The 25,370-nt window shown below is 61.7% G+C and carries 25 protein-coding genes; 10 read left to right on the forward strand and 15 right to left on the reverse strand.

Annotated elements, in window-relative coordinates; all coding sequences use genetic code 11:
• Positions 1–52: 52 nt before the first annotated feature.
• The 3 genes from AC0L28_RS14945 (at position 53) to AC0L28_RS14955 (ending at position 2,885) form a co-directional block, all read left to right on the forward strand.
• Positions 53–277 (forward strand): hypothetical protein, encoded by a 225-nt coding sequence (locus AC0L28_RS14945; protein ID WP_128172548.1) that lies wholly within the window; start codon positions 53–55, stop codon positions 275–277.
• Between the two features lie 991 nt (positions 278–1,268).
• On the forward strand, positions 1,269–1,472 hold the full coding sequence (locus AC0L28_RS14950; protein WP_473478305.1) for a hypothetical protein: 204 nt from the start codon (positions 1,269–1,271) through the stop codon (positions 1,470–1,472).
• Between the two features lie 261 nt (positions 1,473–1,733).
• A complete protein-coding gene (locus AC0L28_RS14955; protein WP_473478307.1) occupies positions 1,734–2,885 on the forward strand; it encodes a hypothetical protein in 1,152 nt (383 codons plus the stop codon).
• On the opposite strand, the gene AC0L28_RS14960 is transcribed toward AC0L28_RS14955, so the two are convergent.
• From AC0L28_RS14960 to AC0L28_RS14985, 6 genes are all read right to left on the reverse strand, one after another.
• Entirely contained in the window at positions 2,866–3,426 is a 561-nt protein-coding gene (locus AC0L28_RS14960; RefSeq protein ID WP_473478309.1) for a hypothetical protein, read from the reverse strand. The genes AC0L28_RS14955 and AC0L28_RS14960 overlap by 20 nt on opposite strands.
• Positions 3,402–3,995, reverse strand: a complete 594-nt coding sequence (locus AC0L28_RS14965) for a hypothetical protein (protein ID WP_236373228.1) — start codon at positions 3,993–3,995, stop codon at positions 3,402–3,404. Before AC0L28_RS14965 ends, AC0L28_RS14960 begins: the two co-directional genes overlap by 25 nt.
• Entirely contained in the window at positions 3,992–4,525 is a 534-nt protein-coding gene (locus tag AC0L28_RS14970; RefSeq protein WP_473478312.1) for a hypothetical protein, read from the reverse strand. The genes AC0L28_RS14965 and AC0L28_RS14970 overlap by 4 nt, the downstream gene beginning before the upstream one ends.
• Positions 4,526–4,820: 295 nt before the next feature.
• The gene (locus tag AC0L28_RS14975) at positions 4,821–5,177 is read right to left on the reverse strand and encodes a VOC family protein (protein ID WP_473478314.1); all 357 of its coding nucleotides are present in this window, start codon (positions 5,175–5,177) and stop codon (positions 4,821–4,823) included.
• 29 nt (positions 5,178–5,206) lie between these two features.
• On the reverse strand, positions 5,207–5,605 hold the full coding sequence (locus tag AC0L28_RS14980) for a hypothetical protein (RefSeq protein ID WP_023801830.1): 399 nt from the start codon (positions 5,603–5,605) through the stop codon (positions 5,207–5,209).
• Between the two features lie 68 nt (positions 5,606–5,673).
• Positions 5,674–6,486 (reverse strand): DUF6597 domain-containing transcriptional factor, encoded by an 813-nt coding sequence (locus tag AC0L28_RS14985; protein ID WP_473478317.1) that lies wholly within the window; start codon positions 6,484–6,486, stop codon positions 5,674–5,676.
• A gap of 317 nt (positions 6,487–6,803) precedes the next feature.
• On the opposite strand from AC0L28_RS14985, the gene AC0L28_RS14990 reads away from it, so the two are divergent.
• Positions 6,804–7,490, forward strand: coding sequence for a TerC family protein (locus tag AC0L28_RS14990; RefSeq protein ID WP_023801832.1), 687 nt, complete (start codon positions 6,804–6,806; stop codon positions 7,488–7,490).
• 193 nt (positions 7,491–7,683) lie between these two features.
• A complete protein-coding gene (gene rimO / locus AC0L28_RS14995; protein ID WP_023801833.1) occupies positions 7,684–8,997 on the forward strand; it encodes a 30S ribosomal protein S12 methylthiotransferase RimO in 1,314 nt (437 codons plus the stop codon).
• Positions 8,998–9,169: 172 nt separating this feature from the next.
• On the opposite strand, the gene AC0L28_RS15000 is transcribed toward rimO, so the two are convergent.
• From AC0L28_RS15000 to AC0L28_RS15035, 8 genes are all read right to left on the reverse strand, one after another.
• Positions 9,170–10,237 (reverse strand): BMP family ABC transporter substrate-binding protein, encoded by a 1,068-nt coding sequence (locus AC0L28_RS15000; RefSeq protein ID WP_023801834.1) that lies wholly within the window; start codon positions 10,235–10,237, stop codon positions 9,170–9,172.
• Positions 10,238–10,290: 53 nt separating this feature from the next.
• A complete protein-coding gene (locus tag AC0L28_RS15005; RefSeq protein WP_077377988.1) occupies positions 10,291–11,211 on the reverse strand; it encodes an ABC transporter permease in 921 nt (306 codons plus the stop codon).
• Positions 11,211–12,323 carry an ABC transporter permease gene (locus tag AC0L28_RS15010; protein ID WP_473478322.1) on the reverse strand — a complete coding sequence of 371 codons (1,113 nt, stop codon included), beginning with the start codon at positions 12,321–12,323 and terminating at the stop codon, positions 11,211–11,213. The genes AC0L28_RS15005 and AC0L28_RS15010 overlap by 1 nt, the downstream gene beginning before the upstream one ends.
• Positions 12,320–13,897, reverse strand: a complete 1,578-nt coding sequence (locus AC0L28_RS15015; protein WP_473478325.1) for an ABC transporter ATP-binding protein — start codon at positions 13,895–13,897, stop codon at positions 12,320–12,322. Before AC0L28_RS15015 ends, AC0L28_RS15010 begins: the two co-directional genes overlap by 4 nt.
• Positions 13,898–14,126: 229 nt before the next feature.
• Entirely contained in the window at positions 14,127–15,104 is a 978-nt protein-coding gene (locus AC0L28_RS15020) for a quinone oxidoreductase family protein (protein ID WP_473478328.1), read from the reverse strand.
• Between the two features lie 34 nt (positions 15,105–15,138).
• On the reverse strand, positions 15,139–15,975 hold the full coding sequence (pcsA, locus tag AC0L28_RS15025; protein ID WP_023801839.1) for a phosphatidylcholine synthase: 837 nt from the start codon (positions 15,973–15,975) through the stop codon (positions 15,139–15,141).
• Positions 15,972–16,586, reverse strand: a complete 615-nt coding sequence (locus AC0L28_RS15030; RefSeq protein WP_473478332.1) for a DUF1326 domain-containing protein — start codon at positions 16,584–16,586, stop codon at positions 15,972–15,974. Before AC0L28_RS15030 ends, pcsA begins: the two co-directional genes overlap by 4 nt.
• A 12-nt stretch (positions 16,587–16,598) precedes the next feature.
• The gene (locus AC0L28_RS15035) at positions 16,599–17,537 is read right to left on the reverse strand and encodes a DUF2182 domain-containing protein (protein WP_473478335.1); all 939 of its coding nucleotides are present in this window, start codon (positions 17,535–17,537) and stop codon (positions 16,599–16,601) included.
• Positions 17,538–17,599: 62 nt separating this feature from the next.
• On the opposite strand from AC0L28_RS15035, the gene AC0L28_RS15040 reads away from it, so the two are divergent.
• On the forward strand, positions 17,600–18,811 hold the full coding sequence (locus tag AC0L28_RS15040) for a UbiH/UbiF family hydroxylase (RefSeq protein WP_473478338.1): 1,212 nt from the start codon (positions 17,600–17,602) through the stop codon (positions 18,809–18,811).
• A 200-nt stretch (positions 18,812–19,011) separates the two neighbouring features.
• Positions 19,012–19,335: a heat shock protein HspQ gene (hspQ, locus tag AC0L28_RS15045; RefSeq protein ID WP_023801843.1), complete on the forward strand. Its 324-nt coding sequence runs from the start codon at positions 19,012–19,014 to the stop codon at positions 19,333–19,335.
• A gap of 137 nt (positions 19,336–19,472) precedes the next feature.
• On the opposite strand, the gene AC0L28_RS15050 is transcribed toward hspQ, so the two are convergent.
• Positions 19,473–20,102 carry an invasion associated locus B family protein gene (locus AC0L28_RS15050; RefSeq protein ID WP_023801844.1) on the reverse strand — a complete coding sequence of 210 codons (630 nt, stop codon included), beginning with the start codon at positions 20,100–20,102 and terminating at the stop codon, positions 19,473–19,475.
• 232 nt (positions 20,103–20,334) lie between these two features.
• On the opposite strand from AC0L28_RS15050, the gene AC0L28_RS15055 reads away from it, so the two are divergent.
• The 3 genes from AC0L28_RS15055 (at position 20,335) to AC0L28_RS15065 (ending at position 25,272) form a co-directional block, all read left to right on the forward strand.
• Positions 20,335–22,149, forward strand: coding sequence for an extracellular solute-binding protein (locus tag AC0L28_RS15055; RefSeq protein WP_473478341.1), 1,815 nt, complete (start codon positions 20,335–20,337; stop codon positions 22,147–22,149).
• Positions 22,150–22,172: 23 nt separating this feature from the next.
• A complete protein-coding gene (locus AC0L28_RS15060) occupies positions 22,173–22,853 on the forward strand; it encodes a DsbA family oxidoreductase (RefSeq protein WP_473478344.1) in 681 nt (226 codons plus the stop codon).
• 514 nt (positions 22,854–23,367) lie between these two features.
• On the forward strand, positions 23,368–25,272 hold the full coding sequence (locus tag AC0L28_RS15065) for an ABC transporter ATP-binding protein/permease (protein ID WP_473478346.1): 1,905 nt from the start codon (positions 23,368–23,370) through the stop codon (positions 25,270–25,272).
• Positions 25,273–25,370 lie beyond the last annotated feature (98 nt).

Here is a 25,370-nt window from a genome sequence, read left to right on the forward strand (position 1 = left end):
GCCGGAACGCTTGCTCGTCTGGATGGTTGGTTGGGATGCAGGAGATGCAGGCGTGGCCAAGAAGCTGTCAATCGCGCAAACGTTGCGACGAACCTCCGACCAACTGAAGAGGATCCGCAAACATGTCGCCAATGGCGGTCATGTGGACCAGATGCAAGAGGTCGACGCCCTGGTGGGCCTCGCCAAAGAAGTGGCCGACCGGCAGTTGGCCGGGTTTGAAAGCCAGGCAGATGAAAACGATGGCTCTGTGCAAGACGATGACGATGCAAAGGACTGAGCGTTGTCGACCGGCTCGTGACATTCCGCGATAACGGAATTACTTGATTTGCCAAAATCGGTACTATCCAACGGCGGCGGACCCCCAATCCGCCTGGCCGGCGCCGTCGAGCGTCCTTACCCCACGCCCCCCAAGCGGCGCCGGCCGCTCGGCTGCGCACCCTCGTGTCCGGCCCCGAGGGCATGCTTTTGGGCAACATGCATTGGACCAGGAGACGCGCGGGTTTGACGGGTTTTTTCTGCAACTTGCGGCGATCTGTACACGCGCCACGCAATCGGCAGATTCCCATCGCTCTCGGCGGCCTTTAATACCCGATCTGCGATATCGCAGCGGATAATGGGATCGTCTGTTAGATGATCCATTGAATTCTGTGGATTCTGTTTGAAAAACATCTCCGCCCCCGCGCTTGGCGCTGAGAATGCTCAACGGATACCGCTTTGAACAGTCGTCAAATGACGACCACAGACGGATTTATACGCCATCCCACGACGCACGTTGCGTAATTGCGTGGAGGCGAGATGCGGATCCTGCCGGTGGTCGGTGCAACAGAAGCTTGCAGCCGGGAACAACCACCCGACGGTTCGCGTTTGTGCAAAGGCCCGCTTCTTTTGCACGGGCAGCGAGCCTCGAAGGTTCGCAATGCCGCACCGGCGTTTCAATCGCACCCGCCTCAGCCCTCACGATCTGGCTATTTGTGAACGCGTGTACGATCAGGTTTGCGCAGATGAACACATCGACCCTTTGAGCCGGGATGCCGAAGCCTTGGCGGTGATGATTGTCGCAATCTTCCGAAACATTACGACTAGTGAGCGCGAACTGCTGGAGGGGGTCAGGTCGCTTCGTCGTTCAAAGGGCGCAGAACAGGCGCGCTAGCTTGGCGGGTTTCCCTGACGAATCGTTCCAGTCCCGCTTTGGCACAGCCGGATTGGCATCGTAATTGCCTTTTGAGTCTCGCCAGAGTGTAGCCACAGCGCTTGCGAAGGAGATGGAAATGGGTTTGGCCGAAAACCTGTCTGATGTTGCCCTCACATTCGCTTGTCCGGATTGCTCGCATCCGGCGGTAAGGAAGGGCTCTGCGCTGAAAACGATCGCCCACTTCAGATGCGACGGGTGCAACGCCAAGGTGCGGATCACTTATCCGCAGAAACTGGCGATCTTCGAAAAGCACAAGCTATTGACTGCGCACGGGGCATAGCAATAACTCAACGCTGCGATGCGGTTAGGAGCCAGGTTCGATTTCCCTGTGATTCCAAAGGATATCGTATTCAACCCCAGGTGGTTTCAATTTGATCGCGACGGTCTGAAGGCGGACCGTTTGGTGAAACAAAATCCAGGATCGGAGCACGAAGCCGACGCGATGACCACGGCAATTGGGGACATATATCGGCCGCTTGCCTTAACCGCGAGGTTCCTTGTCCAGTGCTGGCCGCAGCTATTGCTTGTCGGCTGCCTGGGTATGATCGCTCGTGGTCTGCTGCTTCAGGGCGCCGTGACGATCGGCCTCCAATTCCCGCTGGGCGGAATGGTCATGCTGTCGCTGGTGGTCCTCGCCAAGCTGACGGTGCTCGTCATGATGTTCGTGGTGCTTCGGCCGCATATGCCGGCGGTGGCGGCACTGAGGCAAAAAGCCAAAAAGGGAGTGGACGAAACAAAGCGCGAGCCGGTCTTGGCGATTACCGCCGCTGCGATCCTGCCGTTCTTCGCCTATTATGCCGCCTGGGGTTTTCTTGGCGATACGGTTCGCGAATATTCGCGCATGGCGCTCGCCCAGGCCGATTTCGGCAAGAGCGTCGACATCTTCGCCATTCTTCAGTCGAGCGGCGTGGCACTGTCGATCGTCATATGCTGGCTGGTGCGTTTTGCCGCCAAGCGACTGAATGCGCGGGCGTCTCACCCCTACTGGCGGCTGCTGATCGTGGCGACGGACGCAACCTGGGTCTTCATCGGCCTCTACGCGCTCGGCGTATGGAAGGACCAGTTCATCCGCTGGCTTGGCGCAGGCGCCGCTCTGCAACAACTCAGCCTCGATTTGCTTGCGCCGGTAAGTCAGGCGGTCGCGGCCGGCCAGTTCGTTCCAGTGGAATTCCGGCCGCTTCCCTTCGGCGAGCAGCTTCAGAGTCTTTTCTTCTTCGCATTGCTGCCGATGGTCTGGCTGGTGATGGCGGCGATCATCAACGGCTATGAACTTTCCGCGCCGGCCGCTCCCGGTCCTGCGCCACCCCGAGCGACCTCCTGGCAGAAGTGGCTGAAGGATTTCGCGTCTCACTTCGTTGGCGGTTACCGCAGCCGCTATTCGCCGGTCTGGACTTGCGTCAAGCTGACGCTCAGTGCCGGCCTGGCCACGCTTGTCACCTTCGTCATCGCCTATCAGGCCATCTCCTGGGCCGGCGCCTGGACATGGTATGGCCTGACGAGGCTGATCGGAGCGCACGATCTCGGGACCTGGCAGATCTTCGCCGATGCCATCAGCCTGTTCATCGGCAGCCCAAGCGAACTCGACGGAGGAATCCTGCTCGACCCGGTCCGGGTCGCGCTGCTTGCAGCCGTGCTCGAGACCGCGGTCGCCATGGCTGGCGCAGCGAATGGCGTCAGGACCGCGGCTCGCTGACGCTGAGATAACTCGGCAACGCCGAGTAGAGGGCAATCGACAGCGTGAGGCTGCTCGCCGCAGGTGGGATCGAAAAGCTGGCAGCCATCCGTGCCGGTTTGCCGGGCTCCGTCGTCGCGAATGCCATGCCGCCGCACAGGGACCGTTGCTCGGCCTCCGGATACCGCTTCCTGACCACCGGATCGGCAAACAGGGTTGGCCGCCATTCGCGACTGCTGCCATCGGAAAGCCGCACCTCGCAAGGTACCGAGCCGAGCGCTTTCGGGTCAGCAGCGAGAGCTTCGAATTCGGCAAGCACGACGGCGCTGCCCGCGCTGCCTGCCAGTCTGGTGAAGCGTGTCACGGTCCAGCTGGCGCCGGCATAATCGATCGGCTGTCTCAGGCTCGCAGATAGCGGCTGGCGCAGATGTTGGGAGGGCCAGTCCTTGATGCTTCCCCACGTCTGCACGGCCAGCGCGGCAGGCAGTGCGACCACCAGCGCCATCATGCTCAGCCAGTAGCCTCGCCGCGTTGACGTCACCTTTGCGGGAGAACTGTCCATGGCGGCCTTTCTTCGTTGCGGCGTATGATGATAGCCGGCTCGATGTCCTTGCCGGAAACATTCGTGGCGATGCGGATCTCGTCGTCGAGCGGCAGCAATTTTGTGGGTGCGACCACGACGGTGCCGCCGGCGACGGCATCCTCCGGCACTTCGAAGACCAGAAGGACCCGGCGTGGCAGCCCGGGCTGGTAGACATCGCCCGGCATCATTTCGATCGTCGCCCACAAGCGGTCGGTCAGGACATAACGGATGCCGCTGCGGCTCAGCCACTCGCCCGATGTGAGACCCAGGGTTTTGAATTTCGCCTCGGCCTCGCCTTCGACGACAACCCATACGCCGGAACTCGTGTAGGTCTTTGACTTGCCGAAGGTCTCGACGTTGAGCACACGCGCCACCCTGGCGCTGTCCAGCGAAAGCGCGAAGGCGCGGGCCTCCACACGCTTGTTCATGCCGCCCGAAGCGACTATCGGCGATGTAATGTCGCTGTACAGCGGGCGCGTGTGCTGCATGCCGTAGAGCACGGCGGCAGCCAACAGCAGCGCCAGCGCCGAACGCAGCATGCGCATCATGGCGCCTTCTCCACCGGCAGGTCGACCGTCGCAACCGGATCACGGTCGAACCACCCGCTTGCGCCGTAGACATTGTCGCGCAGCTTGTAGACCTGGCCGGTGACGGTGATCGTCACCTTGTCGGGCACGGGCACACCGGCCGGCCACTCCCAGGCCATGGTCAGGCGTTCCGGCATGTTGGGATTGAAATATCCCGCCAGATACTTGTCACGATCGAGATAACCCGTTGGCATCGGCAGCTTTTGCGCCGGCGCGCTGAGCGTGACGACGCGATGGAGCACGTTGTTGGGGGTGGCGGAACGGTTCACCACATCCATGTCCACCATCACAAGCTGCACGGGCCGCGATGGGGGAACGCCTGTCGGCGGCACGGTTCCGACACGTGCCGTTCGCAAGGTCACAAACCAGCGACCGGCATCGATTTGCTGGCCTGCCTGCACAACCGGCACCTTTGGCGGATGGGCAGCTTCGTAGAGCGTCATTGAAAACGAGATTGCCGATGCGGCCAGCCCGCCCAGGCCTGCAATCAAAAAAGCATACAGCCTTTGCCGTATTGTCGTTCGTGTCGGTTCCGTCATGCGCCGTGCGGTATGCGATGGTCCTCGGGCCAGCCTTATACGATGCGAGATCAATTTGTTACAACAGCAGCGGCAGGCATCTCCAAGGGGTTCAGCGCAGGGACACCAGCCGCGCAATCGGATCGTTGGTGGCTCGCCCGGTCAGTGTTCAATCCCCGCTCCTGGCGCCGAGCGCGGCCCGCCTAAACCATTCGCCCCCAAACCATGCGAAGAGGCGCCGGACTCGGCTCGGCGCCCCTCACCTTCTTCACTTGTCCGACCACACGGCCAGCTCGTAGCCGTCCGAATCGGAGAAATGGAAGCGGCGGCCGCCCGGGAAGGAATAGGCGGGCTTGACGATCTTTCCGCCGGCCTCCTCGACATGGCGCTGGGTCTCGTCGAGCTTGTCGGCATAAAGGATCACCAGCGGTCCGCCTGCCGCCTTGCCCTGGCTACCCAGAGCGAAGCCGCCGGTCAGGCGGCCGTCGTTGAACTCGCAATAGGTCGGCCCGTAGTCCTTGAAGGACCAGCCGAACGCCTTTCCATAGAAGTCGCGCGAGCGCGCGATGTCGCCGACGGAAAATTCGACATAATCGATGCGCTTGTCGTTGCTGGATTTGGCCATGATCTTCTCCTTTCGCGGTTTTTGGATGCTCAGCGCTCGAGCATTGCCTTCAGGCTGTTGAGGTCGCGCTGCACGGCCTCGGCGTCGGCAGCGAATATCTCCTCCGTCATGTCCGGCGTCCTCAACAGCACGAACATGACCTCCGCGCCGGTCCCGTTAGGAACCACGCGCACCGCATTGCGGGTTTCCTTGTCATCGGCAAAGACGATGTGATCGAGGACGCCGTATTCGTTCGGCCGGGAGAAGCGGATGCGGATGGGCCGGCCGTCGGGGTCCTCCGCGGTCCATTCCTCGCCCGATCTTTCGAAGCGCCTGCCGAGGCCTGCCGCCCAGCGCTGGAAATTCTCAGGGATGGAGGCGAAGTCATAGACTTCGCGCCAGTCCCGGTCGATGGACACGGTGATGATGCGGGATTTGTAGATCGTCATATCTGCCTCCTTTCAACGAAGGCAGACTAGGCCGCGTTGGCGGTGGCGTATTGAACGAAACGGCCAGCTCAGGCGCCGAGCTGCCGCAGAACCGTCGCCGGCGAGAAGCCCGACAGGCGCCGCACCTCGCGCGTCAGATGCGCCTGGTCGGAATAGCCCGCCTCGAACGCCAGACCGGCCAGGCGCGGCTCGGTGGACTGCCACGCCAGGTTCAGGAACCGCTGGAAGCGGAGGATGCGGTCGAGCGTCTTCGGGCCATAGCCGAAAGCCTCCTGGCAGCGGCGGCGAAGCGTTCGCGGGCTGACGTCGAGCCGGTCGAGGATCACCGCCATGCCCGGACCGGCGGATTCGGTTTTCAGCGCGTTGAAGGCAAATCCCATGTCCGCAGGCGGCGGCTCGACATCCGGCGCAAGCCTGCAGAGTGCCGCTTGCATCGCCCGCATCCGCTCTATCGTCGAGGACGCCTCGCCAATTTTTTCGGCGATTTCGCGCGCAAGCGCTCCCCAGAAGTGGCTGAGCGCCACCCGGCCGCCGACGATTTCCGACATCGGCAGGCCGAGCCATCGGCTTGCCGCACCCGGTCGGAAGCGGGCGCCGATCACCGTAGAGCCAGGTGTCAGAGTAGAGAGGGCAACGGCCACGTCGGGGCCCGCCACGACCAGATCGCCGTCGATCCAGGTGATGTCGACGCAGCCGTCGGGGACCACGGCCGACAGGCTCCCCGCGTCCGGTCGCAATGCCGCATCAGCTCGCAATGTATTGGACCAGGCACACTGGAAATGCCCTTCGAGTGCGGCCGCAGGAACGAACTCGCGGTACTCCCCGATTGCCCCGGAAAGGATTGGCGCCCCGGAAAGGACGGGTGTGTTGTCGTCGGACATCACGAGCCTCTCCTGTGAGGAACGCTTTAGGCATCGTACCCTTCGGTCCCCGAAATCTATTGCGCTGGCGGCGCGCTTCAACCCTGTCCTCTGCGCTCCACCCTCGTTTGAGGCCTGCACTGTGAGCGGACGTCTGCGGTGCAATGCGTCCTGACGACCGGGGCGTTCGATTGGCAGCTTTCACCGGCTGCTGGAGATGTCGCCCGCGATAGGCAGTTTGCCGTCTTTATCGCCATGGAGCCTTGACGCACGGGAACCATACACGTTAGGGCGTCCGGGCACGAACGATTGGCGACCAAGCAAGGAAATTCCAGCTGATGGAAATTTTTACCGCCGCCGGCCTCGCGGCCCTGCTCCAGGTCATTGCCATCGACCTTGTGCTTGCCGGCGACAATGCCATCGTCATCGGCCTTGCTGCGGCGGGCCTGCCGTCGGATCAGCGCAAGAAGGCGATTCTCGTCGGCATTGCGGCGGCCACCGTGCTTCGCATCTTCTTCGCTCTGATCACCCAGTGGCTTCTCACCATCGGCCCCATTCTCCTCATAGCCGGCGGCCTGCTGCTGCTTTGGGTGTGCTGGAAGATGTGGCGCGAGTTGCGTGTCAGCTACGAGCAGGAACATGACGCGACGGAAGCGTTGTCGAATGTCGATTATGACAAAAGCGGGACGATTGGCGGCAAGGGGCCGCGCAAGACCTTCGCTCAGGCAGCCTGGCAGATCGTCATTGCCGACGTTTCGATGTCTCTCGACAACGTCCTTGCAGTCGCCGGCGCGGCGATGGACCATCCGACGGTCCTGATCATCGGCTTGGCGCTGTCGATTGCGCTGATGGGCTTCGCCGCTTCGTTTGTCGCTCGCCTCCTGCATAAGTACCGCTGGATCGCCTATATCGGCCTGGTGATCATTTTCTATGTCGCCGTGAAGATGCTTCTGGATGGTGCTGTGCAGCAGTGGCCCGAACAGTTTGCGTTCCTGGCGCCCTGGTTCGGGCCGGGCGGTCATTGAAACCTGAGCAGTGCCGGTCTTAGCAGTGCAGGCCCGCCCGAGGCGCCAAGCCATTCCTCGGTTTGCCTGATTGCGGAACTATGCTATTGCGCCGTGCGAATTGAGCTTCTGCGAAAGTTCAAAAGATCAACATGCATCGAGACTTCCGGGCCGGGCCTAAGGGTTTCCGGCCCGCGTCCATTGGAAACCGCAAATGTCTGCCCCTCGCGTCAGTTTCGTCAGCCTTGGATGCCCCAAAGCCCTCGTGGACTCGGAGCGCATCATCACCCGCCTGCGCGCCGAGGGCTATGAGATCGCGCGCAAGCATGACGGCGCCGATCTTGTCGTCGTCAACACCTGCGGCTTTCTCGATTCGGCTCGCGATGAATCGCTCAATGCCATCGGCTCCGCCCTTTCGGAGAACGGCAGGGTCATCGTCACCGGCTGTCTCGGCGCCGAACCGGACGTCATCCGCGAAAAACATCCCAACGTTCTCGCCATCACCGGTCCGCAGGCCTACGAGAGCGTGATGGCCGCAGTGCATGAGGCCGCGCCCCCGAGCCACGATCCCTATGTCGATCTGTTGCCGCCGCAAGGCGTCAAGCTCACGCCGCGCCACTATGCCTATCTCAAGATTTCGGAGGGCTGCAACAACCGCTGCACGTTCTGCATCATCCCGGCGTTGCGCGGCGATCTCGTTTCGCGGCCGGCGGCCGACGTGCTGCGCGAGGCCGAGAAACTGGCCAAGGCCGGCGTCAAGGAAATCCTGGTGATCTCGCAGGACACCAGCGCCTACGGCATCGACATCAAATACCAGACCAGCATGTTCGGCGATCGCGAAGTGCGGGCCAAATTCCTCGATCTGTCGGAGGAACTCGGCAAGCTCGGCGTCTGGGTACGCATGCACTACGTCTATCCCTACCCGCATGTCGCCGATGTCATCCCGCTGATGGCCGAAGGAACGATCCTTCCCTACCTCGACATTCCTTTCCAGCACGCCTCGCCGCGAGTGCTGAAGAACATGCGTCGGCCCGCCCATGGCGAAAAGACGCTCGACCGCATTCGCGGCTGGCGCGAAATCTGTCCGGATCTGGCGATCCGCTCCACCTTCATCGTCGGCTTCCCCGGCGAGACGGACGACGATTTCGAGATGCTGCTCGACTGGCTGGACGAAGCCAGGATCGACCGCGCCGGCTGCTTCAAATACGAGCCGGTCAGGGGCGCCCGCTCCAACGACCTCGGCCTCGAACAGGTACCGCAGGAGATCAAGGAGGCGCGCTGGCACCGTTTCATGCAGCGCCAGCAGAAGATCTCGGCAACGCAACTCGCCAGGAAGGTCGGCAAGCGTCTGCCAGTGCTGATCGACGAGGCGCATGGCACCTCGGCGAAGGGCCGCACCAGATACGACGCACCCGAAATCGACGGCTCGGTGCATATCCAGTCGCGGCGTCCGTTGCGCGCCGGCGATGTCGTCACCGTCAAGATCGACCGTGCCGACGCCTACGATCTTTACGGCTCAGCGGTCTGACCGCATCTCGCCCTACGGCGCCGCGTCCTTTCGGGCGGCAAAGGACGCCGCATAACATAACACCTGATTTTGCGCATGACCCTTCCCGAAATCGATCCCTATTTCGGGCTCTTGCTAAACGAAAGGGCGCCGCGCGGCGCCCTTCCTGTCAAGATTTTGGCCCATCTTGCGCTTACTGCGGCAGCTTGTCGTCGACGCCCTTGACGTAGAAGTTCATGCCGAGCAGCGTCGGGTCGTCGGCGACTTCGCCTTCCTTCAGCCACGGCGTGCCGTCCTGCTTGGCGATCGGGCCGGTGAACGGGTTCCATCCTTCGACGATCTTCTTCTCGGTGGCTTCCGCCATCGCCTTCACGTCGTCGGGCATGTTGGTGTAAGGGGCCATTTTAACGGCGCCGTCCTTGATGCCCAGCCAGACATTGCCGGGTTTCCATGTGCCGTCGAGCGCGGCCTTCACCCGGCCGATATAGTACGGGCCCCAATCGTCGACGATCGAGGTCAACTGCGCCTTGGGGGCGAACTTGATCATGTCCGAAGACTGGCCGAAGCCCTGCAGTCCGCGCTCTTCGGCGACTTGCAGGGCAGCGGTCGAGTCGGTGTGCTGGACGATGATGTCGGCGCCCTGGTCGAACAGAGCCTTGGCGGCATCGGCTTCCTTGCCCGGATCGAACCATGAATTGATCCAGACGATCTTCGCCTTGAAATCCGGCTTGATCGACTGGGCGCCGAGCATGAAGGAATTGATACCCATCACCACTTCGGGAATCGGGAACGAAACGATGTAGCCGGCGACGCCCGACTTCGATTGCTTGGCGGCGATCTGGCCGAGGATGTAGCGGCCTTCGTAGAAGCGTGCGTTGTAGATGCCGAGATTTTCTGATGTCTTGTAGCCGGTCGCGTGTTCGAACATCACGTCGGGGAATTTCTTGGCGACCTTCACTTCGGGGTCCATGAAGCCGAAGGACGTACCGAAAATGATCTTGCACCCTTCGCGCGCCAGGCGCTCGAAGGCACGATCGGCATCGGGACCCTCGGAGACGTTCTCCAGATAAGCGGTCTCGACCTTGTCGCCGAGCGCCTTCTCCACGTCCAGGCGGCCCTGGTCATGCTGGTACGAATAGCCGAAATCACCGATCGGGCCGGTATAGACCCAACAGGCTTTCAGCTTTTCCTGCGCTTCGGCGGTCGCCGCCAGCGACAATGCCGCCGCCGCGGTCATCAGCGCAATAAGCAGTTTTTTCATCGTGTTACCTCTCTGAGTTAAGCCTTGGAGCTTCCCGTTTGTCTTTTTTATCGTCAGCGATCCGGAACGAATGGCTGCCCCAAGGAAGCCGGTGTGTTCATCATCGTCAAACGCTTGTTGCGCGAGATTAGAACGAGAACCACGATGGTTGCCAGATAGGGCAACGAAGAAAGCAGTTGCGAGGGAACCGGAATGCCGAAAGCCTGTGCATGAAGCTGGCCGATCCAGACCGCGCCGAAGATATAGGCGCCCGCCAGCACGCGCCATGGCCGCCATGATGCGAACACGACCAGCGCCAGCGCAATCCAGCCGCGCCCGGCGGTCATGTTCTCCACCCATTGCGGCGTATAGACCAGCGACAGGTGGCCCCCGGCAAGGCCCGCACAGGCGCCGCCGAAGATCACTGCCAGATAGCGGTAGCGGATGACCTTGATGCCAAGTGCATGGGCCGATGTGTGGCTGTCGCCGATCGAGCGCAGCGTCAGCCCGGTGCGGGTCTTGAACAGGAACCACATGACGGCGGCGGTCAATGCAATCGAGATGTAGAATATCGGGTCCTGGCCGAACAACAACCTGCCGATGACGGGCATCGCCGTCAGGCCGGGAATGTCGAGGTTTGGCAGCCTCGCGCCGGGCTGGCCGACAAAGCTGGTGCCCATCATGCCGGAAAGCCCTAGGCCGAGCAGTGTCAGCGACAGGCCGGTCGCCACCTGGTTAGTGGCCAGCGACAAGGTCATGACGGCGAACAGCAGTGAAAACACCGCACCCAGGGCGATCGCCGCCAACAACCCGATCCATGGCGATCCGGTGAGATAGCCGGCGCCGAAACCGCCGACCGCCCCCATGATCATCATGCCTTCGACGCCGAGATTGAGCACGCCGGAACGTTCGACCACCAGCTCGCCGATCGCCGCGATCAGCAAAGGCGTCGCCGCGGTTGCGATGGTCAAAAGAATGTTGACGGTGATGTCCATCAGCGGGCCTCCTCCAGCTTCGGCGCGGCTTCAAGCGTCGGCGCAGCCAGGCCGATCAGACGAATGCGGTAGTGAATGAGCGTGTCGCAGCCGAGCACGAAGAACAGGAGCATGCCCTGGAACACGCGCGCCACCTTGTCGGAGATGCCGAGCGCGCTTTGCACCGCCTCGCCGCCAAGATAGGTCAGCGCCAGCACCAGGCCCGCCGCGACAATGCCTAATGGATTGAGCCGGCCGAGGAACGCAACGATGATGGCGGCAAAGCCGTAGCCGGGCGAAATCACCGGCTGCAGCTGGCCGATGGCGCCGGAGACTTCCGAGATGCCGGCAAGTCCGGCCAGTGCCCCCGACAGCATGAAGGCGAAGAACACCATCCGGTGGATGCCGAAGCCGGCGAAGCGCCCTGCCCTGGGGCTTGAGCCGAGCACGCGGACCTCAAAGCCTTTCAGCATGCGGCTCATCAGGATCCAGATCAGCACCGCCGCGACCAGCGCGAACACGAAACCCCAATTGGCGCGGCCGGAGGCCGGCATCAGTTCCGGCAATATCGCCGAGTCGTTGAACTGTATCGTCTGCGGGAAATTGAAACCCTTCGGATCGCGCCACGGCCCGCGCACCAGCCAGTCGAGGAACAGCTGCGCGACATAGACCAGCATCAGGCTGGTCAGGATCTCGTTGGTGTTGAAGCGCGCCTTGAGCAGGGCGGGAATGGCGGCGTAGGCGGCACCGCCGACCATGCCGAACAGCAGCATCAGCGGCAGCACCAGCGGCCCTTCAAACTGCGGAAACAGCACCGGAATGCTCGATCCGACGATGCCGCCCAGGATGAACTGGCCTTCCGCGCCGATGTTCCAGATGTTGGCTCTGTAGCAAACCGACAGGCCGACCCCGATCAGGATGAGCGGTGCCGCCTTGATCGCCAGCTCATGCAGCTGCCAGACCTGACTGACAGGCTCGAGGAAGTAGATTTGGAACGCCTTCAAGGGATTGACGCCAAGCAGCGCGAACAGGATGGCGCCGGCAATGATCGTCAGCACGAATGCAATGAAGGGCGACAGCGCCGAGAACAGCATCGAGCGCTGCGGCCGTTTGACGAGTTCGAGGCGCATCATGACGTCTCCAGAGCGTGTTCGGCGTGGCCCGGCTCGGCCCCGCCCATCAGCAGTCCGATCTTTTCGAACGTCGCCTCGGCGATCGGCAAAGGCTTCGACAACTCGCCATTGTGCATCACCGCGATCGCGTCGGATATCTCGAACAATTCGTCGAGATCCTGGCTGATGACCAGCACTGCCGAGCCGCTGCGCGCCAATTCGATAAGCGTCTGCCTGATATGGGCGGCCGCACCGGCGTCGACGCCCCAGGTCGGCTGATTGACGACCATGACGCTTGGCCTGCGGTCGAGTTCGCGGCCGACGATGAATTTCTGCAGGTTGCCGCCTGAAAGCGCTGCCGCCTCCGGGTCCGCAGCGCTCTTGCGCACATCCATCGCCTTGATGATGCGTTGGGCAGCTGCATAGATCGCATCGCTTTTGACCATTCCGCCGGCGCCGACAAAAACCTTGCCGTCGGTGGCATGGCGCGACAGCAGCAGGTTTTCCGAAAGCTTCATGCGCGGTGCTGCACCGTGGCCGAGCCGCTCTTCCGGCACGAAGGCAGAGCCCATCAGCCGTCTGCCGGTGATGCTGAGGTGGCCGGCGTCCTTGCCGCGGATACGCACCGAGGCGGCATCCTGCTGCGGCACCTCACCGGAAACGGATTCGAAGAACTCGCCCTGGCCGTTGCCGGCGACGCCTGCAATGCCGATCACTTCGCCGGCGCGTACGGCCAGGTTGATGTTTCTGAGCGGGATCGAGAACGGCGTTGCGGGCTTGCGGCTGAGCGCGCGGATTTCAAGCAGCGGCTGCGCAGTCTCGATACCCTGGGCCGGCGCGCGCACCACGGCCTGCACGTCGTTGCCGACCATCATGCGCGCCAGCGATGCCGCGGTTTCCTTGCGCGGATTGCAATGGCCAACGACCTTGCCGTGGCGCAGCACGGTAGCGCGGTCGCAGATACGCTTGACCTCTTCCAGCCGGTGCGAAATGTAGAGGATGGACTTTCCTTCCGAGCGCAGCCGTTCGAGCGTCTCGAACAGCTTGTCGGCTTCCTGCGGCGTCAGCACCGAGGTCGGCTCGTCGAGGATGATGAGCTGCGGCGTCTGCAGCAGACAGCGGATGATCTCGATACGCTGGCGCTCACCGACCGAGAGGTCGCCGACCAGCGATTGCGGATCGAGCGGCAGGCCGTAGCTATAGGAAAGCGCCCTCGCCTTCGCGGCGATCGTGCTGATCGGCGAACCGTCGTCCAGCGACAGCGCGATGTTCTCGGCCGCCGTCAGTGCCTCGAACAGCGAAAAATGCTGGAACACCATGCCGATACCAAGCTTCTTCGCAAAGCCGGGATTGGTGATCGTGACCGCCTGGCCGTTCCAGAAAATCTCGCCCGAATTGGGCTCCAGCGTTCCGAACAGCATTTTGACGAGCGTCGACTTGCCGGCGCCGTTCTCGCCGAGCAACGCATGGATTTCGCCTTTTGCGACGATGAGATCGATATGGTCGCACGCTGTCAGTGTGCCGAACGTCTTGGTAAGGCCACGAACCTCAAGCAGGTTGGCGTCGTCCTGATTTGCACTCACAGTGCCTCCCATCTGGTTTGCCAGATATGTTCTGTGTTCCCGCAGGCATGGTATGCGTGGCCTGCTGTCGTCGCAAAGCGGCACCCGTCTTGAAAGAGCTTCAAGAATTTCAGCGGAAACCTAACGCATCGGCCCGAAAATCGAAATCGATTTTCGGAAAGCACGATGCGCAGATTCAAAATGTCAGAGCGTGCTTTTGTGCGTCCAAGTGGACGCAGGTCGCTCCAAGCGATGGCAAGGCTCAGGGGACAAAAATGGTTGTCCCGGTCGTCCTGCGGCCTTCGAGGTCGGAATGCGCCCTGCCGGCGTCCTGGAGCGCGTAGCGCTGATTGATCTTGATCTTGACCGCGCCGCTGAGCACGATTTCGAACAGCGCGGCGGCGGACGCCTCCAGGTCTTCGCGCCTGGCGTTGTAGACGAACAGTGTTGGACGGGTTGCAAACAGCGAACCTTTCTGCGCCAGCAAGGACATGCTGAACGGCGGGACCGGTCCCGACGATTGGCCGAAGCTGGCGAACATGCCGAGCGGCTTCAGGCAGTCGAGCGAAGCCGGAAAGGTGTCGTTGCCGACCGAATCATAGACGACGTCGCACTTCTTGCCGCCGGTGATAGCGAGGACGCCGGCGACGAAGTCCTGCTCGCGGTAGTTGATGACGTGGTCGAAGCCATGCGCCTTGGCGAGCTCGATCTTGTCGGCGGAGCTGGCGGTGCCGATCACGGTTGCGCCGAGATGCTTGGCCCATTGGCCGAGGATCAGCCCGACGCCGCCGGCCGCCGCGTGAAACAGGATCGTGTCGCCCCCCTTCACCTCGAAGGTACGGCGCAGCAGATATTCCGCCGTCATCCCTTTCAGCATCATGGCGGCCGCCTGTTCGTCGCTGATGCCGTCCGGCACCTTGACGACGCGATCGGCGGCGATCACGCGTTGTTTGGCGTAGGCGCCAGTCGTCACGGCGTAGGCGATGCGATCGCCCGGCTTCAGCCAGTCGACGTCCGCGCCCACTTCCACCACCACCCCGGCCGCCTCGCCGCCGGGTATCAGCGGGAAACCGCCTGGCGGCGGGTAAAGGCCGGAGCGATGATAGACGTCGATGAAATTGAGGCCGATCGCCGTGTGCCTGACCAAGATTTGCCCCGAGCCGGGTTGGCCCGGATCGGCGTCCTCATAGGTCAGGACCTCCGGACCGCCATGGGTGTGGATGCGTATTGCTTTGGACATTGATGAGGCTCTCTTGGGACCAGACTCTATGGGATCAGGTTTTCTTGGCGCCGAGCGTTGGAAAGAGCTGCATGATACCGCCGATGCATGCGAGGTAAAGTCCGGTGACCGTGATGCCGATTTTGGTGAAGACACTCACCTGCTCGCCCAGGACGCCGATCTGGTCGTAGAAGGCGGCAAGAGCTGCCTGCGCCAGCGCCAGCGCTCCGAAAGCGCACCATAGCAGCGTCATGCCAAGGTTGATCGGCCGCAGCCGCGCCACCCGCACCGGGTGGATGAAATTGATCGGCACAAAGGTCAGGATGCCGGCCACCACGACCACGGCGAAGGAAACCCATTGTCCCGGCTCGATGACGAACAGCGTGAACACCACCATGTTCCAGACCACGGGAAACCCCTTGAAGAAATTCTCCTTGGTCTTCATCCCGGTGTCGGCATAGTAGATCGCGCTCGACACGACGATGATCGCCGCCGACAGGAACGACAGGCCCTCGCCCATGAAGCCGCGCTGGTAAAGCGCGAAGGCCGGTATCAGCACATAGGTGACGTAATCGATGATGTTGTCGAGGAGTTCGCCCGACCACGTCGGCAGGATTTCCTTGACCTCGAGCTTCCTTGCGATCGGCCCGTCGATGCCGTCGACGAACAGCGCCAGCCCCAGCCACCAGAACATCGCCGTCCAGCGCTGCTCGCTCGCCGCCACCAGCGACAGGAACGCCAGGAACGAGCCTGATGCGGTCAGCAGATGCACCGAAAACGCGCGCGCCTGCGGCCATGTGACTTTCTTCTTCGGCCTCGGAATCTTGTCGGCGATTTTCCTGGCCGTGATTTTTCCGGCCGTGATTTTTCTGGCCGTTGTTTTTTTGCTCACGGGCCCCGCCAGTCCAGCTTGCAGATTTCGGCCGAGCGGCCGGCAAAATTCCAGTTGCGGCCGAAGGCCCGCATCTTGCTCTTGTCGGACCTGGCGACGATGATTTCCGGTGCGATCCAGTACTCCGAATTGCTGATCACCGTATCCTTGTCGCGGTCCTTGCCGGAAATCGGCGTTACGGCTCCATCGATGATCTTCGGGATCTGGAAGATTCGGGTCCTGTCGCGCGTCTCATAGGTGATCGGCGCCCGCTCGACGCCGAGGAACTTTCCGACCAGGATGGAGAGCAGCGAGGTGGTCCCGCCAGCCTTGCCGGTGAAAATCCTGGTCAGCGCCTTTACCGCGTAGACTGAGGCGCGCTTGTCGATGAACAGTCCGGCGGTCCAGTTGCCGCGGCTCATATAGCCGGGGATTTCCATGACCAGCCCAAGATTGAGGCCGGACAGCTCGACCTCGCCGAAATGGCCGGCATCGATGCGGAACCCCGCCCAGGTCTGACAATAGCCCTCGGTCGGCGGATGACTGCCGAGAGAGAGCACGCAAGGACAAAAAACCGTGCAATTGCAGGAGAGCACCAACTCTCCTTTCATTGCCCAGCCTTGATCCGCCATAGAATTCTCTCCCTATGCCGAGACTACTAGCAGGGCGGTTGCCCAGACAAGCAGTATCGCACCGGCGACCCGGGTTGGCAGCCTGCCCGCCGTCTGTTTTTCGATCAAGGTGAACAGGCCGATCAACGCCAACCAGAACACGTTCATCACACCGACGGCGAACATCACCAGCATCAGCGCCCAGCAGCAGCCGAGGCACCAGACGCCCTGCTCCATGCCGAGCCGGAAAATGCGGCTGGGCCTCGCGCTCCAGTTCGAAAACAGGATCGAGAACGGGCTTTTGCAGTTTGTCAGGCAGGCTTCCTTCAGGCCGCTGAACTGATAGAGGCCAGCAACCAGAAGCGCAGCCGCTCCTGTCGCTCCGACCACCGGATCGAGCATCTGCACAGATGAGGCGAAGGCGTGAACGATGAGCGTCAGCGCCGCAAACACTGCCGACGCAGCCAACCACACGCTGAGGTAACCGGCGACCAGGATCAGCGGATGGACGACCGCTTCGCCCTTGATCCGCGCGGTATCGGCAATCTCGCAATAGGTGCGGATCATCGGCGCCGCCGAAGGCAGCATGGTGGCGACCGCCATCAGGAACCACATGACGATGAGCGCTCCGGCCTGCGCGCCGACGCCGCCGTCGAGCGGCGCAGGTGCAAGACAAAGGCTGAAGAAGCGCTCGAGAAGATCCGGCAGCGGCAGCCCCGGCAGGTGCCTGAGCATCGTGTCGCCGGGTGCATCCACACCCGGAACCCGGCTTTCGGCGCCACGTATGGCCATGGCGCCAAGCAACAGCCATGCCAGGACGACGGCTGCGCCCAAAACGATGTTCACCGCCGGTCGAGGATTGCGCGAGACGCGCGCCGCTGCGCGGCCGAAACGGTCGAGATGACTGAAATCATGGTCTTCGGCGGTCATGGCAGTCGAATGGGCCGAATCGCCGCGTTGATCAAGCCGCATGATCTGATCTATATGCTCCTCAGGTCGGACCGACCGCCTCGCATCGCAACCGGGAAGCCGAATTGGACCGTCGGGAAACAGCACGGATACTGGTGGCCGGCAGTGGCCCGGCAGGGCTGATTGCAGCGCTTGGTTTCGCAGACGCCGGCTTTCCCGTGACGCTCGTCGGACCCGAGGCAAATGGCCAGGACGGCCGCACGACGGCCCTGATGAACCCGGCCCTGAAGATCCTCGAGCGGTTGGGCGTCCTCGATGCGGTGAGGTCCCAGGCCGCACCGCTGAAGGTGATGCGCATCGTCGATGCAACCAGCCGGCTGATCCGCAGCCCGGTGGTCATTTTCCGCGCCAGCGAAATCGGCGAGCAGCAGTTCGGGCTGAATTTACCCAATAGTGCGCTCAACCCCGCGCTTGCCAGTGTTGTTGCCGCCCATTCCGGCATCGAATGGCGAAAAGCGATGGTGGAGACCTGGCGCCTGGACGGCGACCATGCGCATGCGATCCTGCCTGACGGCAGCGAGATCACGGCATCGCTGGCCGTCGCTGCCGATGGCCGTTTGTCGCCGGCCCGCGAGGCTGCCGGCATCTCGACGTCGGCGCGGTCCTATCCGCAGGCGGCATTGGTTCTCAATTTCGGCCATCGCAGCGACCACTCTTTCACGTCGACCGAGTTCCACACCGAGACCGGCCCGTTCACTCAGGTTCCCCTGGCCGGCAACCGGTCCAGCCTTGTCTGGGTGGTAGAGCCGGAAACGGCGAAGGAACTCGCCGCACTGGACGACGCGGCGCTTTCGATGCGGGTCGAACAGCGGATGCAATCGATGCTGGGCCGGGTTTCCGTCGAACCCGGGCGGCAGGTCTACCAGCTTTCCGGCGTGACGCCGCGGTGCTTCGCGCGCAACCGGGTGGCACTTGTCAGCGAAGCCGCCCATGTGTTTCCGCCGATCGGCGCGCAAGGTCTCAACCTTGGTATCAGGGATATCGATGATCTGATTGGAATTACTTGCAAAAACAGGGACGACCCGGGCGCCGTCAAGGCCCTCGCAGCCTATGATTTCAAGCGCCGGCCCGACATCCTGGCGCGCAGCAATGCGGTCAACCTGCTCAACAAATCGCTGCTCTCGCAGATGCTGCCGGCACAGATGGCGCGCAGTGCTGGCCTTGGCGTGCTCGGCGGATTCGCGCCGCTCCGCGCCTTTTTCATGCGCGAGGGGCTGCGGCCCGGCAGTGGTTTTGCAGCGCTCGCCGGCGGCTTAAGGAAACAGATCCGGCGCTAGCACAGGGCGGGCTGGCCCGTAGCTTGGCGTGGCGTCAAGCGTTCGGCATTGAAATCATGCGGCGTCTGCGTCAAATAGGTCAGGTATCAGCCATAAGTCGGGCTCGATTTTTTGAAGCGTAACGCGTAAATTCAAGGTCTTAGGGAGTCTTTGCGCATTCCAAGGACGCGGCACTCTAGGACTTAGTGGTGAGTACCATGATGAAAACAGCCAAATTTTCGATCGGACAGGTGGTCCGCCACCGGCTGTTTCCGTTCCGCGGCATCATTTTCGATGTCGACCCGCAATTCGCCAACACCGACGAATGGTACGAGGCGATCCCGGCGGATGTGCGGCCGCGCAAGGACCAGCCCTTCTACCACTTGCTCGCCGAGAATTCGGAAACGGAATACATCGCCTACGTGTCTGAGCAGAACCTGCTCGAGGATCGGTCTGGCGAACCGGTGCGGCATCCGGAGATCGGCGAGATGTTCGACAAGAGGCCGGACGGACGCTACGAGCCGAGACGCCAGTCAAGACATTGAGCTGACGAAAAGCGCGGGGACCTGACGCGATTGCGGGCCTCGTGGGATCGGATCAAGAAATGGCCGGACGGAACAAAAAAGCGGGGCATGACCCCGCTTTTTGTTGGCTTGAGAAATTGTCTTGTTTGCCCCAGGAATCAGTTGGCGGTCTTTGCCTTGTCCTGTTCTTCCTTGAGCTTCTTGGCGAAGTCCTGGTTGTTCTTGGCAACGAAATCCTGAAGCTTCTTCTGCCGATCCTCGATGTCCGACTGCTGCAGCGGCGGCCCGTCGAAGGCGCCGCTGAAGCCGGTCAGAGCGACCTTGATCGGGTTCGGCTGGTTCTGGAAATTGACTGAGGTCAGCGTCAGGTTCGAACCCTTCTTGAAGGAACTGATGAGCTGATCGGTCAGCGGCACTTCCGCCACGCAGCGGTCGGGGAAGCAGATCACATAGTCGAGCTTCTGCGCCTTCGCGGTGTCGATCTGGAGGCCTATGCCGGGAGGAATCAGGCGACCGCTCGGAACCGTCACCTGGAACACCTTGCGGTTTACCTTGCCCTTCAATTCGATCAGGCTGACGCCGGTGACGAGCTGGCCGTTGCCGGCGGTGGTGATGTTCTGGACATTGCAGATGTCGACGTCTTCCTGCTTGGTGCAGGCTTTGAACCAGCCCTGCGGAATCTGCTGTTGCTGCTGCGCAAGAGCAGCGGGAAGCTGTGCGCCCAAAAAGCCGACCACTCCAGCGGCCATGACCGACAGGCGGTACGCGTTGCTGTTCAGGCTCGTCATATCGTGCACTTCCTCTCAAATGATCCCGGGACCGGCTTCTTCGCGCCGTGTGGTCCAGCTAACTGTTGCCGAAATGAGGCAACAGAATGACTTCGAACGGCGTGTTACACTGCAAGCGGTGCCGAATCCAGCCCGATACCCGCAATTCTTGAGCTCGCGATTAGCCGGGAGGCGGTCGGCTCATGTTAGGGTGCGCTCCGAATCATCAAGCCGACCCGGTAAGGAGACGGTCATGGGCCGCGTTCTTGTTTGGCTGATCGCCGCGATTATCACCCTTTCGCCCCAGCCGGCCTTGTCGGAGCCGAAACACGCGATCGCCATGCAGGGCGAGCCGGCGCTGCCGGCCGACTATGCGCATTTCAACTACGTCAATCCCGATGCGCCGAAGGGCGGCAGCATCACCTATTGCGTCGTTGGCAGCTTCGACAATCTCAACCCGTTCATCCTGAAGAGCCTGCGCACGACGGCACGCGGCATGATCGACAGGATTTTCGGCAATCTCGTCTTCGAGCCGTTGATGCAGCGCAACGACGATGAGGCCTTCAGTCTTTACGGCCTGCTTGCCGACACCGCCGACATGGATCCGGAGCGCAAGAGCATCGAATTCCACCTCGATCCGAGGGCCAAATGGTCTGATGGTCAACCGGTGACTGCGGAAGACGTGCTGTTCACCTACGACGTCTTTACCGAGAAAGGCCGGCCACCCTACAGCGCCCGCATGAGCATGGTCGCCAAACTGGAAAAGACCGGCGACCGCAGCGTGCGCTTTACATTCAACGACAAGGCTAATCGCGAGACTCCGTTGGTTATCGCGATGACGCCGATCGTGCCGAAGCACGCTTTCGACAAGGCGACCTTCGACAGGACCACGCTGAAACCGGTGATCGGCAGCGGCCCCTACACCGTGGCGCATGTGGCGCCTGGCCAGCGCATCGTGTTCAAGCGCAACCCGAATTATTGGGGCAAGGACATCCCCGCCAAGCGCGGTTTCGACAATTACGACCAGATCACCATCGAATATTTCCTCAACGCCAACGCCAAGCTGGAAGCTTTCAAGAAAGGCATCTGCGCCATCGCTGACGACAGCGATCCGGTCAAGCGCGAGCGCGATCTCGACTTCCCGGCCTTCCACAAGGGCGACGTGATCGCCGAAACGTTCGACACCGGCATCCCGCCAGTGGTGACGGGGTTCCTGTTCAACACGCGGCTGCAGAAGTTTTCCAATCCGCTGGTTCGACGCGCGCTCGGCATGCTCTACGACTTCGAATGGGCCAACAAGAACTTGTTTGGCGGCAAGTACATGCGCACCATGAGCTATTGGCAGAATTCCGAGTTGTCGGCACTCGGCCATCCGGCCGACGACAGGGAAAAGGCGCTCCTGGCGCCCTACCCGGGTCGTGTGCCAGCCGATGTCATGGACGGCACCTGGCGGCCACCTGTCACCGACGGCTCGGGCCAGGACCGCAAGGTGCTGAAAGCCGCCTTCGACAGATTCAAAGGCGCGGGCTATGCCTTGCAGGATGGAGTGATGCTCGATCCCGAGGAGAAACCCTTCGGCTTCGAGATCCTGACCGCCTCCCAGAACGAGGAGCGCCTTGCCGCCATCTACCAGCGCACGCTTGCGAAGATCGGCATCGATGTCACCATCCGCAGCCTTGACGGCGACCAGATCCAGTCACGTAAGCAACGTTTCAATTTCGAGGTGCTGATCGGCGCCAGCGGCTTCGAGAACTCGCTGTCGCCGGGCATCGAGCAGTTCGGGCGCTGGGGATCGGCTGCCGCCAATGCCGAAGGGTCGTTCAACCTTGCCGGCGTCGCCGATCCGGCGATTGATGCAGCACTTGAGGCGATTGTCGACGCCCGCAGCCGCGAAGATTATGTTGCCGCCGTCCGGGTCCTCGACAGGTTGTTGATCTCCGGCCACTACATGGTTCCGATGCAGCACAACACGCAGCAATGGCTCGCCTACTGGAGCTATCTGGAACATCCGCGAAAGACCCCCATATCCGGTTATCGACTGCCGACATGGTGGCGCAAGCCGAAGTGACCTCTTCGGAACAGGAGATCAAGATGAGCGACGCGAAGTCGATTACCGTCGATGTGGTCTCCGACGTCGTCTGCCCCTGGTGCTTCATCGGCCAGAAGCGGCTCGACAAGGCGATCGCCGCGGCAAACGAGGTCGAGGTGCATATTCGCTGGCGGCCGTTCCAGCTCGACCCAACCATCCCGCCCGAAGGCAAGGATCGCCGCGAATACATGATGGCCAAATTCGGCAGTGACGAACGCGTCAGCGAGATCCACGCCCGCATCGAGCCATTGGGCGAAGCCGAGGGCATGAATTTCGCCTTCGCCGCCATAAAGGTTGCGCCCAACACGCTGGACGCGCACCGCCTCATCCGTTGGGCTGGTGCCGCCGGCGAGGTCATGCAGAACCGGCTGGTTCGACGTCTGTTCCAGTTGAATTTCGAGGAAGGCGCCAATCTCGGCGACCATGTCGTGCTGATCAACGCCGCCCGCGAGGCCGGTATGGATGCGTCCGTCGTCGAGACGCTTTTGCCGACGGACGCAGATGTCGAGGCGGTGCGCACCGAAATCGCCACCGCATCGAGCATGGGCATCACGGGCGTGCCGTGCTTTCTGCTTGAGGGCAAGTATGCGGTGATGGGCGCGCAAGACGTTGACACGCTCACCGACGCCATTCGCCAGGTTGCGGCGGCGAAGGCGCGGGGCGAGTTGAAGAAAGCGAACTGATAGACGTCCTTCCATAGGCGCGTTTGGCGACATCGCCACAGCAGCCAACGCCCTCCGGGCCAACGCCCTCCGGTCACTTTCCGGCTGCCGCCAGGTCGATATGGCAACAAAGATGACGGCGCGCTTTGCGTCGATTCGTCTTCCGCAGCATAAAAATCGGCCGATCGATCACGCTCTTCCCATAACAAAACTGTGCAAAAGCTTTCCCTTGGGGAAGATGCTGACGCTTGCACACGTGAATCAGCAACTCATTGATATTAGACGGATAATCTGCGTCGAGGGCGACCTCGCAAGGCGTTGCCGCTGTTGCTTAATGGCAACGGCCAGGGGTTCAATCCTCGACAGCCCGAGAAAAGATAATGGAAAATGATCAATTGGTGTTACTGTCTGTAACAAAACTAAAAGAGGGTTGGGCGGGATTGTGATTCGGGTCGGTAGACCAGGGCGACATTCAATATCGGAAAAATGGCTCCGCGGTGCCGCAAGGTCGCCGCTCCTGACACCGGTTTCCTCGATGCGCAGCTTCTGGGGACTGATGCGGGCCTACTGGTTCTCGGACCGCTGGGTGGAGGCCTGGACGCTGACGCTGGTCATCGCCCTGTTTACCGCGCTCTCCAGCAAGGCTGGCGTCTGGTTCGCCGAAGCATCCGGGGAACTGGTCAACTCGATCGCCTTCTACCACGACGCCGCGAACACCACGCCGCTCGCATCGCTGCTCACCAATGCCGGCGTGCTCATCCTTCTGGTCGTGCTCAAAGACGCGGGCTTTACCGGCATCCGCACTTTTGTTTCCGCGACGCTGCATCGCAAATGGCGCGCTTGGCTGGACAGCCGCTTCAACGCAGCGCTTCTCGACACCAATCACACGCATTTCCATGCTCAGCACGGTTCCTCCGGCGCTGCTGCCCCCGACAACATCGACCAGCGTGTCCAGGAATCGATCAAGGACATGACCGGCGGAGCCATCGGCCTCGCCATCGGGGTGATGGCTGTCGCCACATCGCTTTATTTCGTCGGCCGGAAACTGCTTGAAACCTCGGCAGAGGTGAAAGGGCTGGAGTTCCTCGGCAGCTATGGCAGCGCGGTCCTGGCTTTCCTGGCGGTCGCCATTTACGTGCCGCTGAACACCTGGATCGCGGTGAAGCTCGGCAGGTTGCTGGAACGGATCAACATCCGGATGCAGCAATCCGAAGGCAGTTATCGCGGCGAGCTGACCACGTTCCTGCGCCGCAGTTTCCATGTCGCCGCCTCCCAGGGCGAGAATGTGCAAAAGACGATGCACGAACGGCTTTATGTCGACATCGACCGCACCTGGGCAAGGCTGAACATCGTCAACACCAGCTATCGTTCTTTCGAGCTGGTCTACACTTTCATCGGCGCCCGCATTGTCGCCTACGCGCCGGGCCTGGTGCCCTATATCCACAACCGTTTCGACCTCAAGGGCTACATAACGGGCTCCGAGATGGTCAACTCACTCATCAATCAATGTTCGTGGTTCATCCATGTCATGCCTTCCATTGCGGCGCTGCGCGCCAACAGCCTACGCGTGACCGAACTCGCCAACGCGATCGAAAACGTCCAACACCCGCAGGAATTCTATAGTCTCACCGGCTGTTCCGATTTCCGCTACGACCGTCAGAACCCGGTTTTCGGCCTGACCATCCAGAAACTCGAGCTGACCCATCAGGGCGAGGACGCCACGCCCTTCCTGAGTGCCGCGAATTTGCGCTTCCGGCGTGGCGAGTGGACGTTCCTGAAGGGCGAATCCGGCTGCGGCAAGACATCGCTGATCAAGGCGATCAACGGCCTGTGGCCCTATGGCCGCGGCTCCATCGTCTTTCCGGAAGGGGTCGAAAGTTTCTATGCCGCCCAGGAGGTCAAGCTGCAGCAGGTCTCGCTGAAGCAACTGGTCTGCCTGCCCGGTTCAGAGCGCGATCACACCGACACGCAGGTTGCATCGGCCCTGCATAAAGCCGGCCTTGGCGATTTCATCGAACACATGGGCGATGAGAGCCGCGACGGAATGAGCTGGGACCAGGTGCTTTCGGGCGGCCAGAAACAGAAGCTGGTTGTCGCTCGTATCGTGCTGCAGCAGCCGGGGCTGCTGTTCCTCGATGAAGCGACCGGAGCGCTCGATCCGGAAGGGAAGATCGCTTTCCATCAAGCGATCAAGGACAATTGTCCAGATGCCACGGTGATCTCGATCATGCACGAGGCCGTGCCGCCAAGGTCGCTTTCAGGCACCGAATTCTACCACAGCATCGTTGCCATCGCGGACGGCGTCGCGACCAAAAAGCCGCTGGCGCCGAGCCTGCCGGTCGAGCTCACCACCATCCTCGCGCACCCCAGGCCAGTCGAGGAAACAAGGCCGGTCGAGGAAAGATGGCTGCGCTTCCCTCGCCGCATCAGGCAGAAATAGCGGCGAACAGAATATCGTTGCACAGTGTCGCATCGGATTGGTGATCTGTGGTCGGGTGGTGCGGCGCCATTGCTTGCGAGCATCGAGTGCTCCGTTGG

This window comes from Mesorhizobium sp. WSM4847 (genome assembly GCF_055811335.1).

Bases quoted from the DNA above. Each gene is read 5' to 3' on its own strand.
- AC0L28_RS14975 (WP_473478314.1), bottom strand. From the start codon at position 5,177: ATGGCCAAATCCAGCAACGACAAGCGCATCGATTATGTCGAATTTTCC.
- AC0L28_RS14990 (WP_023801832.1), top strand. From the start codon at position 6,804: ATGGAAATTTTTACCGCCGCCGGCCTCGCGGCCCTGCTCCAGGTCATT.
- AC0L28_RS14950 (WP_473478305.1), top strand. From the start codon at position 1,269: ATGGGTTTGGCCGAAAACCTGTCTGATGTTGCCCTCACATTCGCTTGT.
- AC0L28_RS15000 (WP_023801834.1), bottom strand. From the start codon at position 10,237: ATGAAAAAACTGCTTATTGCGCTGATGACCGCGGCGGCGGCATTGTCG.
- AC0L28_RS15065 (WP_473478346.1), top strand. From the start codon at position 23,368: ATGCGCAGCTTCTGGGGACTGATGCGGGCCTACTGGTTCTCGGACCGC.
- AC0L28_RS15055 (WP_473478341.1), top strand. From the start codon at position 20,335: ATGGGCCGCGTTCTTGTTTGGCTGATCGCCGCGATTATCACCCTTTCG.
- AC0L28_RS15060 (WP_473478344.1), top strand. From the start codon at position 22,173: ATGAGCGACGCGAAGTCGATTACCGTCGATGTGGTCTCCGACGTCGTC.
- rimO (WP_023801833.1), top strand. From the start codon at position 7,684: ATGTCTGCCCCTCGCGTCAGTTTCGTCAGCCTTGGATGCCCCAAAGCC.
- AC0L28_RS14955 (WP_473478307.1), top strand. From the start codon at position 1,734: ATGATCGCTCGTGGTCTGCTGCTTCAGGGCGCCGTGACGATCGGCCTC.
- AC0L28_RS15015 (WP_473478325.1), bottom strand. From the start codon at position 13,897: ATGGGAGGCACTGTGAGTGCAAATCAGGACGACGCCAACCTGCTTGAG.
- AC0L28_RS15010 (WP_473478322.1), bottom strand. From the start codon at position 12,323: ATGATGCGCCTCGAACTCGTCAAACGGCCGCAGCGCTCGATGCTGTTC.
- AC0L28_RS15030 (WP_473478332.1), bottom strand. From the start codon at position 16,586: ATGGCGGATCAAGGCTGGGCAATGAAAGGAGAGTTGGTGCTCTCCTGC.
- AC0L28_RS14965 (WP_236373228.1), bottom strand. From the start codon at position 3,995: ATGATGCGCATGCTGCGTTCGGCGCTGGCGCTGCTGTTGGCTGCCGCC.
- AC0L28_RS15005 (WP_077377988.1), bottom strand. From the start codon at position 11,211: ATGGACATCACCGTCAACATTCTTTTGACCATCGCAACCGCGGCGACG.
- AC0L28_RS14960 (WP_473478309.1), bottom strand. From the start codon at position 3,426: ATGGACAGTTCTCCCGCAAAGGTGACGTCAACGCGGCGAGGCTACTGG.
- AC0L28_RS14985 (WP_473478317.1), bottom strand. From the start codon at position 6,486: ATGTCCGACGACAACACACCCGTCCTTTCCGGGGCGCCAATCCTTTCC.
- AC0L28_RS14980 (WP_023801830.1), bottom strand. From the start codon at position 5,605: ATGACGATCTACAAATCCCGCATCATCACCGTGTCCATCGACCGGGAC.
- hspQ (WP_023801843.1), top strand. From the start codon at position 19,012: ATGAAAACAGCCAAATTTTCGATCGGACAGGTGGTCCGCCACCGGCTG.
- AC0L28_RS15035 (WP_473478335.1), bottom strand. From the start codon at position 17,537: ATGCGGCTTGATCAACGCGGCGATTCGGCCCATTCGACTGCCATGACC.
- AC0L28_RS15050 (WP_023801844.1), bottom strand. From the start codon at position 20,102: ATGACGAGCCTGAACAGCAACGCGTACCGCCTGTCGGTCATGGCCGCT.
- AC0L28_RS15020 (WP_473478328.1), bottom strand. From the start codon at position 15,104: ATGTCCAAAGCAATACGCATCCACACCCATGGCGGTCCGGAGGTCCTG.